This window comes from Aeromonas sobria, from assembly GCF_000820145.1.
Lineage (GTDB): Bacteria > Pseudomonadota > Gammaproteobacteria > Enterobacterales > Aeromonadaceae > Aeromonas > Aeromonas sobria.
In genome coordinates, this window is the sequence record NZ_CDBW01000006.1 from 385,824 (window position 1) to 399,955 (window position 14,132).

Genomic DNA, 14,132 nt, shown 5'->3' on the forward strand with positions numbered 1-14,132 from the left:
ATCACCGCCACCCCCTTCAAGTCTGCAACATGGGCAAAGCACTTCACCCCATCACCAACTGGTCCCAGTACCACAAATTTCGGATTAACCGTGGCTCTCTTACCTTCTGGGTGGATGTCGAGGCTATGGACAACTGGTTTTACCACGCCCATCACATGCAACAGGGAAGCAGCCAGCTCTACACCGACAAAACCATCGTCATGACTTACTGGCTGATTAGGGCCATAACACCCTCTTCCTCCAGAGATCTACTATTCGGAACAGCTATTTAATCCACTGCCCAATAAAGTTGCCGATCCTCTGCTTAATGCCACTATCAACTGTCCGCAGTCGTAAAATGGGAATGCGGCATTTATCCAAAATCTCATTCTTCATGATATCTCGAGCCGCCTGTACTGGGTGGTCGTGATACCCACCATCGACCTCGATCACCCCTATCGGGGTCTTACCCACTTTGAAATAGAGCACAAAATCGCAACTGGCGCGCCTCATGAACGCCCGCTGAGTTTCCGTCCAGTCGGAGTTAGTTGGCGATGCGAGCTTTTCTAGTCGGATCTGCGTGTGGTACTTCAGTGCCTGGCACGCCGGAGCCGACAGCACTTCGCGCAGCAACTGCGCTACGATCTGCTCGGACTTGTAGTGTGAATCCTCGGGTCGTAGACGGGCGTTCAGGCGTGCCAAGGACTGATCGTACTCGTGGTACAACAAGTCGAATGCCGACACCACCGGCGCACGCACGATCTGCTCGTCCTGCGCGTAATAGCTGATATAGCGGATCAGCGCGGCGATGTGGCCGTTGTTCTCGGTGAACACCTCGTCACCGGTCACCAGGGTGAAACGATGTTTGGCCCGCGACACTGCCACGTTGATCATGCGTGGGTCGTCGACGAAATCCAGGCGTCCTTGCGCCTGGTTGTAGCGCTTCTTGTCCAGCACGGTAGAAAAGACGATCTCGTCGCACTCGCGCCCCTGGAACTTGTGCACCGTGTCATTGACGAAGTCCGCTGGCAGGTGCTTTTCGGAGAGGCTGACCTGTGCCCGGAACGGCGCGATATAACCGCGACCTTCACCGTCCACTGCGACGGGCGTCCCCTCGTCTTCGAGCACCTTCAGCAAGGAATCCAACTCCCGAAGGTTGGTGTTCTTGCGTGCGTGGTTGCCCTTGGCGGTCACCACCAGGCGCAGGGGCTCCTCGCCGTTATCCACTGTCATCGGCACCAGTGCGTTGTCATAGAACTGCTGGTTGCAGAACTGGATGATCCTGGGGTGGCAGCGGTAATGTTCCTTCAGCAGCGTCCTTGGCAGTGCGTCCAGGAATACGGCAATGCACGAATCCAGCAAGCTGTAGCGCTCGCAATCGTAGGCCTCGGCCGGCGCCTGCAGCCCCAGTTTCACGGGGATGTGCGGCAACTGGCGGTTGTCGCCGACGACGATCAGGTTCTTGGCACAGCCCAGCGGCAGGATGCCCGGCACTATGTCCTGCAAAGAAGCTTCATCGATGATCACGTAGTCGAGGATCGCACCCGGCGCGATCGAGTTGACGATGGAGTGCGTGCCGCTGCCCAGGATAGGGAAGCGCCGTATGAAGGCATCAAAGTCCCTGCGGTAGGTTTTGACATCGAAGCTGTCTCGCGGCGGAACTTGGCCTTGCAGATGCTGCTTCAGATGGTGCATCGATGCGGTTGTCAGCTCTTTGAGCAACGCCGTGAAATTTGCGCGCGCCAAGGATTCACGGCACGCCCGCAGCTCGGTTTCCTTATCCTGCAGCGACTTGTCGTAGTAATGCATCTGCAGGGCATGGAACGCGGCCATGCGCGCCTCGCCCTCGGCGAACGGTTTGGTGCGAAAGATTCTGAATTGGAACAGCAGCTCGATGCGGTCCTTGAGCCTCACGCGCTGCTCGCCCAAGTGCGCCAGGTAGGCCATGAGGTCGGCAGTCTTGCGCGGAGTCAGCCTGTACTTGTCCAACGACGTGGCCTGCACACCGTTTTCTGCCTGCCACTGTTGCAGGTAGCGCCGCTCGATGACCAGCTCGTCCAATTCGATCTGCAGTTGTGCCGCCCGGTTGTGGTCTTGCAGGTGCTGCTTCAGGCGGGTCAGCAAGCCCTGGATCTCTTCCAGGGACGGTGCCGGTCCAGGCGCATTGGAGGGCCATGCAAGCAGATCGTCGAAGAAGGCTTCGCGGTTTTCCTTGTTGCCAAGCTTGGCGACTAGGTAGCCCAGGCCGCATTTCTCCAGCTTTTCGTAGACGTTTGCCACGGCCGCATTGTTGTTGGACAGCACCGCCACTGTCTGCCCGCGCAACAGGATATTGGCGAGGATGTTGAGGATGGTCTGGGTCTTGCCGGTTCCCGGTGGGCCTTCGATCACGCTGACTTGCGCGCTGAACGCCCGCTCAACGGCCTGGTACTGGCTTTCGTTCAGCCCGAACGGATAAATGAGCCCCTGACCTGGGGCGAGCGTGCCGTTGCGCCCGGTGCAATAGGCTTGCAAGGCAGTGCTGGCGATGGCTGGCAGTTTTCCAAGCTGAGTCACGATATTGCTGGCTATGTCACGATCAGCCTTCGACTGCGCTTGAGCGTGTCGGGCACTCGCAACCGTCGTGAAGTAACCGAAGACCGGAGTGTCCTTGAGCGAGGTGGGGTTGGTAAAGACGATGCCGTCCATCTTGTGGACATAAGGCCTGCTGCTGCCCGGATAGTGCACCACGGCATATCGCTCACCGTAGATCACCGCCTTGTCGATAGGTTTGACGATCGTGCTGCCAGGTTTGGTCAGCAGTACATTGCTCAACTCGCGGGAAGGTGATACTTGGCAATGATTGAGTGGGCGAGTGTATTTTTTACTGGAGGGAAAATGACAGGTCAGTTCCAGCGTTTCGTGCTTGTCGTTCCAGCGAATCGTCCAGTCGCTAATTTTTGCGGTTTTATCCTCACCATCAACCAGAATCGATATCATGTATCTTTAATCCTTAGCCGTATTACGTCCGGCTTTGCTTCACGTCAAATACTACGGTCTCCAAGGGAGAACATATTGCCATCATTGCATGCAAGGTGGAGATGAAAAAAGGGCCCCTGAGGAATGAGGCTATGCTGGTGATGCGAAAGGAAGGGTTGCCGCACTGGAAAAAGGTATCGGTTTAAACAATTACTGGCGGCGAAATCAGTCCGCGTAACTACAACGGCCAAGTAGGAGAAGTCATGGAGTATGTCAGCGCCATAAACAAGCTGAATACCTTGGCCCTACCTGTCAGACAGCCCCGAGTGTAGCGTTAACCTGGTGCTAGGAAAGCCATGACTTGATGGCTTATTTGGGCAACAACACCTCATTAGCGCTGACCTTAGTCATGCGACAGAACAAGTTCGTAGCTATGAGGGCTGTCATGATTTGGGTCACTGAACCTGTTAACAGAAAGGCCATAGCGTGAGGGCATGGCCTTGTCTATTTAGTTAGATGAGGAAGTCATCCAGCTGACGACCTTGCTCGAGTTGCTCAGCCAGGAACTTAGGGGTACGGCCCTGGCCGGTCCAGGTTTTCTCTACGCCATTTTCAACATAACGGTATTTCGGTGGGCGAGGTGCTCGTTTAGCTTTAACCGCTGTCGCAACAATTGGGGCACTGCCTACCAACTCAGTCGGGTCAATGCCAGCTTGAGCCAACATCGCTTGAAACTCGGCCAGCTTTTGCTGGTGCTCAGCTTGGGCGGCTTGTTCTTTCTCCGCCAGCTCCAACCGTTCCAGATAAATCAGCTCGATTTTCTCGTGGGCTTCTTTGAGCTGATCCAGAGACAACTCACGCAGTGCTGCCCGCAGACTACGGATGTTCAACAGCACTTTCAGAAATTCACTCATAGATATCCTTTAATTAAATACGCAGGGATTGTTCTATAGCATACTAATGAGCACTGACGTGCTCAAGCGTCTTATCGTATTTGACTGCAACCGAAGTTTCGTTGCCCATCCATAACCTTCGTACTCTGTTTACTCAGGTAAGCCAGACGAAATAGAAAATCGTGATAGATTTTATCTCGATTAATTGCCGTACTGCGAAATAGATCATAGGTGCCTTTGGTAGGAAAATGAACCAAGTGAGCATGCTCTGGATGCGGTAAGTTTAGTGCACTACACCACGCTTTCTGTATCCTCACCCCCATGTTATCACCATCACTTTCTAAATAGTTACCCAGATAGGCGTAATCGTCTCTGTGGAAGAACAGCATGATGTGGTAATGGTGGTGCGCTGATAACTCCTTTTCCCTGCACCAGATGTAAGCAGGTAGACGAGGCTCCCCTCGTCGGTTGTTACGTCTATGGTTTGCTTTGATCTGGCTTTTAAGGGATTCCATGAAGCGTGTGATCACCGCCGGGTCAGTGCGCTGCAGGCAGGTAAGCTGATCCAGGTCGTATGCAGTGGTATCCACTGCGAACCTTAAATCGCATCGAATAGCAAAGACTCTAGGCGTCTCTGTTAATACTTGAGCTGTAAAGTCTACACTACGCGCCAGATAATCCAGGTTCATTGGCCCATATCCAGATATGCATTTCTGCAACAGTGCTTCAAATTCCATATTGGTTAATAATATTTTGTCATACATAATGATCACTCCTAAATGCTAAGTGTTTGAAAATGTTATGCCTAACACAATAACGTGAGTCAGTATTTTAAATAAAATTTAATCCTCCCCTCTCAAGAGAGAGGGGATATATAGACTATAATGTAGTCCCTGTTACAGGGCGTATAACGCGTATGATTACATATGGTTTATCGATATATATCAGATATGCTTTGTTGATATGCAGTAAACATACTTTATATATTACATATGGTTTATCGATATATATCAGATATGCTTTGTTGATATGCAGTAAACATACTTTATATAATACATATACCGGACACATTCTCCCCATCAATTAAATAATGTAATAAGCTCAAGTCTTGCCATATAAGGCCCGCAATGAATTACACGTTAAATAACGTGATAAATATCAACTCTGAAGTTATTTTCGATTAGAAGACAAATTGTTTACCCAATTCATCAGGATCAATCAAGTCTTCAATGCTTGGAACTGCCGTATTATTTTGTAAGCTGATACCTCCTCTCCCGCTATAAAACCTTGAGATATTACTACCATAGTAGGGCTCACCATAGGGGCCACTTATGTCTTTAAAAACCATAGGATTCTCTAATCCATTACTAAGAAATGGATGCTTCCTGTACGACAGGATAACACTAATAGATTGTTTTTTCTTAAAGCAAATTATGTGTTCCTCTGCGAGGAGTATGTTAATTGCCTCAGCCAGCCCCTTTTGATTCCGAATGCTATAAGGGCCACAACGTCTAATCGTACTTTTTTTAATCGGCATACCATTGAAGTTATCGTATAACCATTTTAATAGTACCTCGGCACCACGACGGTCCGGCAGCGTAAAGGATGCAGATGATTTGAATAGATTCATCGCATGTTCAAAATATAGTTCTGTTAGCTGAATCGCAGTTTTCATCGTTTCTTTCTCAACAACAGGTTCTATCTTCTGAGCATGACTAATGACATGCAGTACTGCCGCCAACCGGGTCGCCTGCTCCATAAATTTAGAACCAAACTCCGTGTACTCCTCAAGCCATTGCCCCTTAGCCATCGCAGCTTCAATTTGGTTGTACTTCTCCAGCCATAGCCACTCAGCATCAGGAGATAACGTTAATACATCACGTTTATCGCCTCGTGTGACTCGTTCTTCTCCTAATGCTAAAAGGCGATGAACAGTTGCGTAAAAATCATCGAGCGGCATCATGTTGTGTTGTGTAACCAAGCCGTATTCATATCGCTTACCAATTTCAGATTCAGGCTGGCAAAAAAATACCCTTGAAAAAAAGCCTGAACTACGCATGGTCTCCCCGTTCCGTTCATTAAAGGCGTTGAACAGTTCAGGTTGGATCATCAGGCTCATTGTTAACCGAGCACCTTCTATTTTGCTGCTTGCGTTATTAACCCTATCAATGATAAGTGGTTGGTTAGACCACAGAGAACAAAAAAGCGCAGAGTCTTTCAGCAAGTCACCATTAAAAATGGAACCAGCTTCGTCTGACATTAGAGCAAGAGAAACCTCATGGCCGATTAGCATTTTTTTTAATGCCGCAGTTGAGACATCATTAATCAACATACGCTTACTCTGTGGTTCCATGGGTTTACTTCTCATATGGTCCTTAAATTTTTCATCAAGCTCGCTGAATTCAGTACTTCCCTGTGCACTCATTTTTCTCAAGGCAGTAATGATTGCATTTTTCTTTATCTCCCACAGTTCCGCCCCTATCTTGAACTCTTCATATTCACGCTTGTAGGCCTCGTACATATTTTTTGCAAATTCATAAATGGGTTTCATCAAGTACTTATCAACCGTACTTTTTCTCTCACCCGAGTTCGCCAACACAATAAAAAATAACGATGTGGGGAAAACCATTCCTTTCTTTGGACTGATGTCAACGAGCTGTTGAGCTAGGATACTCACCACACTCAACAATTCCGTGAGGATCAGCAGCCGAGGAGCCTTTGTTATACAGTGCAAGAGATCCATGACTGCCAGTATCGATAGCGGCAGTCTTTTAAGTATGCGGTCAAGGTTCATAAGGTTACTCCTTACCTATGTGTTAGCGGGTAGCAATCCAGTGTTGTACTTCACTCAGGCGCCAACCTATGGCTGATCTAGCCGATCCTGAGAGCCGAATTGGCTTTGGGAAAGACGGATCGTAACGACGAGATTTCGCATTGATCTTTTCGTAAACCGTTGACCTGCCAGTAGCAACCATGGCTAGCAGCTCAGGCAATCTGATAATCCGATCAACATACTCAACGTTCTTGGGATCTCGCATTTGATGACTTCCTTCTTGGTTATGTGAACTAGCGACTCGCATCATTCCCCAAAGAAGCGTTAATCTCACGGAGGCAAACTGAGGACCCAAGACTTTCTCTTTTTTGTTTGTTTTTCGACCACAAAACAACAAGGTTGTATGAGGCTGGTAAAATTTAAACATTATATTTACATCCGGGGTATCTCCCAGGTATCAAGACACCAGATGTACATCCATCAATCTCATGCCCTGTACTAAGGAGCCGACCATATGCACGTACACGCAACGCACGTTTTTGCCAACTTGATGTATTTTCTTTCCGATGCTCTGGGTTTCTGGCCCAAGGGCCGTAAATCTGAAATGCGCTATAGAACAAAGTACGATTCTCACAGAAAACACTTCGCTGAATATGGTGTTGAAGAGGTAACGCTGAACAAGCTCACTGCATACCTTCATACGGGGATTACTCTTCCTCCATTAATGATCAATAATCACATCGATATTCTAGAGAGTCTGTGTAATACCGTGCTCAGAACCCCCCTGATGCCTAACCTTAGATCTAATGAGTACATGACTCAGATTTATATTAGGAGTGCTTTAATACCGATACTGTGTGCTGATATTGCCATATTTCAATCTGATTCATCTAAAGAATCAATTTACTATCATCTTGATCACTGGCTAAAATTAGATGGTCTTCTTAAAGAAAGCGAAAATGAACCTAAAGTGATAAACAAACTCTTTGCAAAAAAACACTTGCAGGAATACATTGAAACTCACTTTAACCTTTCAGAAATGTTCGTTATCAAACCGATAACTGATTATCTTGACTTGCTTGCTAAAAAAGGAAATCAAACTGCTACTACAGTGAGACAACGCACTGCAGAGTGTGTTTCAACCATTGAAAAGCATCATTCTTTACAAGAGAAATTCGACAACAATGAAGAGAATATATCAAATAACAGCATAGAGCTCGACCATACACTAAAATCTAGAGTTCAAGAGCTATCTGCCATGTATATAGCATTCACAACACTCCAATATATACAAGCTCAAATCGGTCTAATTGACATTTTCCATCATACATATAACGCTATGTGTAGCAATGTTCAATCACACCTATCAATAATTAAAGAAAGATTAACGGCGGCTCTTAGTGAAGACTATACCAAGAGGGGGACATTAGAACAGCAAGTCTCGCTTATTGATAGTAAGGCTTCAAGAAAACTGACTATAGAAAAAAAGAAATATATTACACGCTTGATACTAGAGGATATGATCCCACTATTTCATCAGGAATTTCCTTCGTTATCTCCGAGCGAATACCAACTTATGACTCAAGCACATAAAGAGTCTCAAGTTTTGTCAAAGATGGTTTCACTTCCCCCTAATAGCGCCACAGGAATACTGAATGAGCAACTTAATGCATCTGAATATTCAGATGATGGTGAAATCGTTGTCCCAGCATTTAAGAACGAATATTATAAAGTTATTTACAATTTTGCTCACTCACGAGGTAGCCTATTGCAATGGCATTACGATCCCATCTCATTCACTGTTTTTATCCTCTCTTTATTACAATGTGGAAAACCCAATAGTGCATTGCAAGCAATCAAGAAAGCACCAAGAGAAAAGCTACCGCTGTTTGGTTTTGTAAAACATTTATTAGCCGTTATTCGAGTAGGGTTAACCTACAAATTAGAAAAGGAGAAGATTAAGCACGAGAGCTTAACAGAGCAAGTCAACGACATTATCAATCATCAGGGTGTTATTAGCCTACTAGCACCGCGACCTTATCACTTGTTTGATGAAAATTCATGGCTAGGGGAGAAACAATACCTTAGATACTCTTTGGTCTCAGGAAATAACACATACGCGGCAACAGTTATTCAAGCTATTTATGCATACAATTATACAGTCGCAAAAATCACTACACGCAACGACATGATCTTCTCGGACGACAACCCTCCCTATATCGACAGGGTAAATATAAAAGATATAAATCATCAAACACCATTAATAGTCCATGGTTTATTGAATGAACTAAATAACATATCAGGAAAACTCTTGGCTAGTCTTGAAAAAACAAAGCGACTTGACACACCAAGTGAATTTATGAAATGTATTCTCGATGAAGATATCCTGACTCGCTCCGACCTAGAGAGAAATCTTATACACTGTATTGATGGTTCCACACTAGCGGTATGTCTGCTGGACTACTTGACGCTGATTATGTTTTTATCTCCCAAAGGGGATGATGTGAGTAACATTATAAAGTTAGGTGAAAATCATAAGGTGGTCGAATTATTATTTAAGTCATCTACCGCCAAGACATGTTAGCCTCTAGGGAGCTAGAATGAGGCTCTATCAGTGCTTGCATTGATAGATGCCTCCACTCTAAATCCTATTTTACCCAGCTACTTTTGCTATTCGTATCAAAAATAGCACTTAAAAAGCGCATCGAGGGTATTGACAAAAGTTGAATTCTTGGTTCCCTTGCTAGTTCGCATCATTGGTGATCAGAGGCTGTTGCATGATTTAAATAATGGATTTTAATCGCCGTATACATTTCAGATACTCTTAAAAGTCATTCACCACACAAATACATTAATGTTAATTTCAAATAACTTTGGATATACTTTATTAAAGTGAACCATCCCAAAGGAGTGCGCAATACGCACTCCTTTTCTTATAAAGGAATCATTATGTTTGCCTCTATAACTTATATGCACTGTATGAACAGTTGGTCAAATTTAATATTGATACTGATTTGGGGAGGGACCACGCATTAGTGATGTGTATTCCCAGCTGTACTCCAAGAGTGATTAGGACGGCTGTCTAACCAAATCAAAGTAACACCACTAGATTTTTGTGATACGTGGTGTAGTCAACAATTACTGAAACAGTCATAAGATGACACATTACGTCTTTAAACCACTGGTTTGATTCAATAGATCAAGCCCTAGTGACACTCACGAAATCGGCACTCATTTCATCTATTTTCCTCCATTTTCTGGTCATTAAGGTCTCTTCGAGACTTTTGACCATGGGGGTCAGTGTACCTTGCCCTATTGACCGGGAGGAGACCATGGCACTGGTAGGTTACGCACGTGTTAGTACGGGAGGTCAGAGCCTGGAAGTCCAGCTTCGAGCGCTGGCCGAATGCAATAAAGTTTTCCAGGAGAAGGTTAGCGGAGCCAGTGATGATAGACCGCAACTTACTCTCCTGTTGGATTATGTGAAGGAGGGAGATGTGATGATGGTTACCAAGCTGGATCGTCTGGCTCGTAATACTCGTCACCTATTGGAGATATCAGAATTTCTACAACACAAGCAAGTTGCATTGCGGATATTGAACCTGGGGATCGATACCTCAACGCCTACCGGCAAGTTAATGCTCACCATGATAGGCGCTATAGCGACGTTTGAGCGAGAGCTAATGTTGGAACGACAAGCTGAGGGTATTGAGTTAGCCAAGCGACGAGGTGTTTATAAAGGCCGAAAGCCTACAGCCATGGCAAAAGGCAATGAAGTCCTAGCACTGGTCGCCAAAGGATTACCCAGAACTGAAATTGCCAAACGCACGGGGATCAGTATCTCCAGTGTGCAACGCATTCTCAGATCTCAGAGCAACTGAAAAATAGTGTGGTTTACCGTTCCTAACGATAGCCATGCACCTCTATTTAATAATCGTAATTCGGTGAGATAAAAAATGAAAAAGCTGACATTCTGCTTACTACTAACGCTTATGTCTGGAAGTCAATCAATACAGGCGGCAGAGCCGTTCACAGGCTTTCTGCCAGCACTAGTACAGGACAAAACAGGGAAACCTTTTTGGTGCAATGCTCATTTGAAGTTAAATAGAAAATGTATCGCAACTGAAATCAGCAATCTTTCAATGGTCATTGTTCGCAGTCAGCCATTCGGTGAGTGTGAAGCGGGCATGTGGGGCTGGATCGCCACTGCGGGCTCCCCACACAAAATTGCCATTGGCTACACTATTACACCTGATGAAAAATTCAATATTTCAATGAAAGATATGTGTAGCCCAGGAACCGTCGTCAAATTTCAACCAAACAAAAAATATAAGAATGAGGATGACTTGGTTGGTTTTTACAATGGCAAAGAAATATTCAGATATCTAGGGCGTAAATAACCAAGTGATTTAAGAGATGAGTAATTGCTACGAGGGTTTTTATGAAAGACGTAAATCGGTATGTATTGGCCTCGACTCTGATATTCTCGGCCATCGCCTGCAGTGCGCAAGAACAACGTTATCTTGCTATCCAACACACCGACACCGTATATGCCAACCAAGGCATCTGTGCATACAACTTCTCTTTAGATAGTGGTGGTGCAGACGAGTTTGGTCATTTGTATATCACGCTGCAATTTAATGACAAAAAGGGCAAAGCGCTGGTCGAATCAACGCTGGAGGTTGAACCCTTCGGCGGGAGCTCCGCTACTCGTTATGGTGGCGGTTTTACGGAGGTTGATTGCGGACAGGTTGAGCAAGCCAAATCTATCGCCATTATTCAGGCGACCGAAGTCTTTGCACATAACCAAGTTACCCGTCTCCCCATCTCCACCTTCACACCCAAGTTTCATCAACCACTGAAGATCACCGTGGGCGGCAATTAACCGCTCAGGAAAAACAAAGCCAAAGGGCGTCACCATTACGGTGACGCCCTTTTTCATTTCCAACCCTTGATGAGGATCATCACCCCATGACACGACATTTCATTATCGGCGATCACTTGGTAACACCGCAGCCTGAAGGACACCATCACGGCATCTTTGTTGGCCATGATCAGGTCATTCACTACCTACCAACCCCTACTGGTGAGCACTCAGGCCAACTGGCGCTGACCTCGCTGGCTGAATTCAGTCAGCACTGCACCATTGAGGTCCAGCCCCATGTCCAACGCCTGTTCAGTCGAGAGGAAAGCCTGACACGGGCTTACGCCCGACTAAATGAAGGTGAGCAAGGTCAACAGTTCGCCAGTGGCGAGCGATTTGTCACTTGGTGCATCGAAGGGGTTGCACATCCCCCCAAGCTGCTGCAGACCGCAGTTGCTACGGTGGTGGCTGCCGAAGTAGCTCGACACACGTTGGGTAAAGCAGCCACCAGTGCAACCGCAGGACTTGCTGCCAGTACGCTAGCCACGGCTGCTGGCGGTAGTGGTACCGCTGCGACGGTGGTGTCGCTCACCGGCATTGCTTCAGCCCCGCTGTTAGCTCCTCTTGCAGTAGGCGCCGTTGCAGCCTATGGCGTCAGCAAACTCTGGGATTGGCTCAAAGACTGAATCTGTACGAGGAGAGATCATGACAATTCCTTTTCACCGGGATGGCGTTAGCCTGCTTGTGACAGAGCCACTGCTGGTACTACTCAATCAGGAAGCCGTGAAATATAACTTCGACCTTGAACAACTCACCCGGCTTACCTTCAGCTTTCGCAACCCTGACTATCAACCTCAAAGTGGTGGGGTCCATCCGGTCGAAATCCAGCTGATACATGGTCTTGATGGTTGGCTATTCGACTACGTCACTGATTTTAGCTACCAAGGCTTGGGACAAGATACCGAGCTCTGCAAAGAACTCGACTTCCACTTCCTGGATAACGAGCACTACCTACAAGGCTGGGGACCGCTCCCCATGGCGGATGCCCAAGAGTTATTCAACATGTGGCAGAACAGTTTTCTTGCCTACGCCCAGCTGGGCTTTTTTACCGTCACCGTCAGTGGTGACTGAGGAGGCATGATGCCCAAACATCCTATAGCCGTTGAACTTGAAGCCATCAATCGAGAGGGAGAGACACAGGTGGTACGTGACAGCGGCCTGACGGTTCAGGGCTACAGCGTCTACCTGCGGGCCGTCGAAGCCAGCGGACTTGCGCTGGCCACCTGGGTAGCTGACTACGACACTATCGGCCAAGCCTATGAGCTGGCGGAACGGCTGAGTGTGGCTCTGACTATCCCACTCACTGTGTTGGTTCCCGGATTGCTGATGCCGGTGAAGCGTGACCCCGCTGCCACGGCAAGCCCCATCACGATGGCCAACTGAACTTCCCTCAACGTGAGCCAACAACACCTCTGCATTTAGCCCCGGTATGCCTCGCGCTGCCGGGGTCTTTCTTTATTCAGGAGACCACCATGCGTTACCACAAACTGAAAGCCGGGGAATGCCCCGGCACCTATGTCGTCACCGAACCGGTGACCGAGCAAGACCTGCTGCGCATCGCCAACCAGATTGCCCGCAAACGCCTGGCCAAAGGCACTGCCATCACCAGTACCACAGAGGCAGCTGAGCGGCTGCAAACCCTGCTACAAGACCGGGAGCATGAAGTGTTTGGCGCACTGTTTCTCGACTCCCAACATCGCGTACTGGCTTTTGAGGAGCTGTTTCGCGGTACCCTCGATAGCGCCAGCATCTACCCACGGGAAGTGGTCAAACGGGCCTTGCTGCTTTGCAGTGCTTCGATTATCGCGGTGCACAATCACCCCAGCGGTGACCCGGAGCCCAGCCAATCAGACCGGGTCTTTACCCAGGCCCTCAAAGAGGCGTTGGCGCTGATCGATGTGCGATTGCTTGACCATCTGGTGGTCGGTGCTGAGGGCGTCGTCTCGCTGGCCGAGAGAGGCCAACTATGACTCTAACACCAGGTAAGTCACACCTCACCGCCCTCGATATCCTCCTCGAATTGCGCTGCTGGCTTGCTGACTACGTCCAGATGCAGGCAGCGCCCGCTATCGTGGCCCACCTGCCCAACGGCTACCTGCTCACCCAAGCCGACTGCATAGAGGCCATTGATGCACTGCTGCATCAGCTACGCCATTAGCCGTGCCAAGAAGGGACAAACACCGTGCGATTACCTAACCCCTATTCCCTGAAAGAAACCCTGGGCAAGCTGCGCGATGGCCTGGCAGCCGCCAGCAACGAAGGGGCGCTGGCGTTGTTGGAGCAAGCAGTCACCAAGGCTCGTGATGACAGGGTATATGCCAAGCAGCTTGAAGAGACCTTGCTGCACGGTTCTACCGTTGAGATCCGCGAGTGCCTCAGCTGCTTTGGCGACTACTTCGAGCGCTCCAGAGACACACAGCCCTATTACCCGCATCACGATGCCGTCAACGGCATTGATTGTGCGCTCTACGCCATCTTGTTTGATGTTGCTAACCCAGACGCAGAACAGGCGCAGCAATAACATACAGGCCGATCGTTCACCCGGATCATTAGAGCCAGCACCATGATCCGGATATTCCGACACAACCCACAGGGCCACCTCACC

At 48.0% G+C, this 14,132-nt stretch carries 15 protein-coding genes and 2 pseudogenes; 12 read left to right on the forward strand and 5 right to left on the reverse strand.

Features of this window, described 5'->3' with window-relative positions; genetic code table 11:
* Positions 1-29: 29 nt before the first annotated feature.
* A pseudogene (locus BN1135_RS04215) lies at positions 30-227 on the forward strand (transposase); the annotation flags it as partial.
* A 37-nt stretch (positions 228-264) separates the two neighbouring features.
* Here the strand turns inward: BN1135_RS04215 and BN1135_RS04220 are convergent.
* The gene (locus BN1135_RS04220; protein WP_042019071.1) at positions 265-2,958 is read right to left on the reverse strand and encodes an AAA domain-containing protein; all 2,694 of its coding nucleotides are present in this window, start codon (positions 2,956-2,958) and stop codon (positions 265-267) included.
* A gap of 104 nt (positions 2,959-3,062) precedes the next feature.
* Here BN1135_RS04220 and BN1135_RS21345 point away from each other — a divergent pair.
* A pseudogene (locus tag BN1135_RS21345) lies at positions 3,063-3,269 on the forward strand (IS5/IS1182 family transposase); the annotation flags it as partial.
* A gap of 180 nt (positions 3,270-3,449) precedes the next feature.
* Here the strand turns inward: BN1135_RS21345 and BN1135_RS04225 are convergent.
* From BN1135_RS04225 to BN1135_RS22610, 4 genes are all read right to left on the reverse strand, one after another.
* A complete protein-coding gene (locus BN1135_RS04225) occupies positions 3,450-3,851 on the reverse strand; it encodes an H-NS family histone-like protein (RefSeq protein WP_042019072.1) in 402 nt (133 codons plus the stop codon).
* Positions 3,852-3,922: 71 nt separating this feature from the next.
* Positions 3,923-4,594, reverse strand: coding sequence for an inovirus Gp2 family protein (locus tag BN1135_RS21125; protein ID WP_042019074.1), 672 nt, complete (start codon positions 4,592-4,594; stop codon positions 3,923-3,925).
* Between the two features lie 416 nt (positions 4,595-5,010).
* A complete protein-coding gene (locus tag BN1135_RS04235) occupies positions 5,011-6,624 on the reverse strand; it encodes a YfjI family protein (RefSeq protein ID WP_042019075.1) in 1,614 nt (537 codons plus the stop codon).
* 22 nt (positions 6,625-6,646) lie between these two features.
* Positions 6,647-7,030: a helix-turn-helix transcriptional regulator gene (locus tag BN1135_RS22610; RefSeq protein ID WP_317624011.1), complete on the reverse strand. Its 384-nt coding sequence runs from the start codon at positions 7,028-7,030 to the stop codon at positions 6,647-6,649.
* An 87-nt stretch (positions 7,031-7,117) separates the two neighbouring features.
* On the opposite strand from BN1135_RS22610, the gene BN1135_RS04240 reads away from it, so the two are divergent.
* The 10 genes from BN1135_RS04240 to BN1135_RS04280 all read left to right on the forward strand — a co-directional run bounded on the left by BN1135_RS04240 (position 7,118) and on the right by BN1135_RS04280 (position 14,048).
* Entirely contained in the window at positions 7,118-9,187 is a 2,070-nt protein-coding gene (locus tag BN1135_RS04240) for a hypothetical protein (RefSeq protein ID WP_042019076.1), read from the forward strand.
* 748 nt (positions 9,188-9,935) lie between these two features.
* A complete protein-coding gene (locus BN1135_RS04245) occupies positions 9,936-10,484 on the forward strand; it encodes a recombinase family protein (RefSeq protein ID WP_042019077.1) in 549 nt (182 codons plus the stop codon).
* A 75-nt stretch (positions 10,485-10,559) separates the two neighbouring features.
* Positions 10,560-11,003 carry a hypothetical protein gene (locus BN1135_RS21355; protein ID WP_042019078.1) on the forward strand — a complete coding sequence of 148 codons (444 nt, stop codon included), beginning with the start codon at positions 10,560-10,562 and terminating at the stop codon, positions 11,001-11,003.
* Between the two features lie 41 nt (positions 11,004-11,044).
* A complete protein-coding gene (locus BN1135_RS04255) occupies positions 11,045-11,488 on the forward strand; it encodes an IrmA family protein (RefSeq protein ID WP_052443813.1) in 444 nt (147 codons plus the stop codon).
* Positions 11,489-11,574: 86 nt separating this feature from the next.
* Complete coding sequence (locus tag BN1135_RS04260) at positions 11,575-12,153, forward strand: lecithin retinol acyltransferase family protein (RefSeq protein ID WP_042019079.1); 579 nt, start codon at positions 11,575-11,577, stop codon at positions 12,151-12,153.
* Positions 12,154-12,172: 19 nt separating this feature from the next.
* Positions 12,173-12,598: a DUF2787 family protein gene (locus tag BN1135_RS04265; RefSeq protein WP_042019080.1), complete on the forward strand. Its 426-nt coding sequence runs from the start codon at positions 12,173-12,175 to the stop codon at positions 12,596-12,598.
* 9 nt (positions 12,599-12,607) lie between these two features.
* Positions 12,608-12,910, forward strand: coding sequence for a hypothetical protein (locus tag BN1135_RS04270; RefSeq protein ID WP_042019081.1), 303 nt, complete (start codon positions 12,608-12,610; stop codon positions 12,908-12,910).
* A gap of 89 nt (positions 12,911-12,999) precedes the next feature.
* The gene (radC, locus tag BN1135_RS04275) at positions 13,000-13,497 is read left to right on the forward strand and encodes a RadC family protein (protein ID WP_042019082.1); all 498 of its coding nucleotides are present in this window, start codon (positions 13,000-13,002) and stop codon (positions 13,495-13,497) included.
* Entirely contained in the window at positions 13,494-13,685 is a 192-nt protein-coding gene (locus tag BN1135_RS21360) for a hypothetical protein (protein WP_082186721.1), read from the forward strand. Before radC ends, BN1135_RS21360 begins: the two co-directional genes overlap by 4 nt.
* Before the next feature lie 24 nt (positions 13,686-13,709).
* On the forward strand, positions 13,710-14,048 hold the full coding sequence (locus BN1135_RS04280) for a hypothetical protein (protein ID WP_223290094.1): 339 nt from the start codon (positions 13,710-13,712) through the stop codon (positions 14,046-14,048).
* Positions 14,049-14,132: the final 84 nt, after the last annotated feature.